An 829-nucleotide genomic window follows, 5' to 3' on the forward strand; every position below is an offset into this window, starting at 1 on the left:
TCTATGTGGCCGGTCATGGTGTGGGGGTGGGGTATTGGGGCCGCTCACCATTGACCGCGTCGCGGTTTGTGGCGTGTGCCTTCACCGGGGCACCGGGGGTGCGGATGTATCGCACCGGGGATTTGGTGTGTTGGGGCCCGGATGGGCAGTTGCAGTATGTGGGCCGTGTTGATGAGCAGGTCAAGATCCGTGGGTATCGCATCGAATTGGGTGAAATCCGCACCGCCCTGGCCAATGTGGAGGGTATCGACCAGGCGGTGGTGGTTGCCCGCGAGGACCACCCCGGGGATAAGCGCCTGATCGGCTATATCACCCAATCCGCTTCGGGGATCGTGGATCCAGTCGCCATCCGCACCCAGCTCGCGGATCGGTTGCCGTCTTATATGGTGCCGGCCGCGATCGTGGTGCTTGAGGCGTTGCCGTTGACGGTCAATGGCAAACTCGACACCCGCGCCCTACCCGCCCCCGACTACACCGGTGAGGGATATCGCGCCCCCGGCAATCTGACCGAGGAAATGCTTGCCGGCATCTACGCCGAGATCCTCGGCCTCGAGCGGGTCGGGGTGGACGATTCGTTTTTCGAGTTGGGTGGGGATTCGTTGTCGGCGATGCGGCTGATCGCCGCCATCAACACCAGCCTATTTACCGGCTTGTCGGTGCGGGCGGTGTTTGAGGCGCCCACCATCGCCCAGTTGGCACCCCGTATCCAGGCCGGGGGTGGGGGTGGGCTGACCCCCCTGGTGGCCGGCCCACGCCCGGAGCGGGTGCCGTTGTCGTTTGCCCAATCCCGGTTGTGGTTTATCGATCAGTTACTGGGCCGGTCTGCGGT

1 protein-coding gene is annotated in these 829 nt (G+C 64.4%); it reads left to right on the top strand.

The genetic code is table 11. From position 1 onward, the window contains the following. On the top strand, positions 1 to 829 hold an 829-nt coding region (locus A5692_RS26515), incomplete at both ends, for a phosphopantetheine-binding protein (protein ID WP_156766301.1).

It is taken from the genome of Mycobacterium sp. E342, assembly GCF_001667665.1.
Taxonomy (GTDB): Bacteria; Actinomycetota; Actinomycetes; order Mycobacteriales; family Mycobacteriaceae; genus Mycobacterium.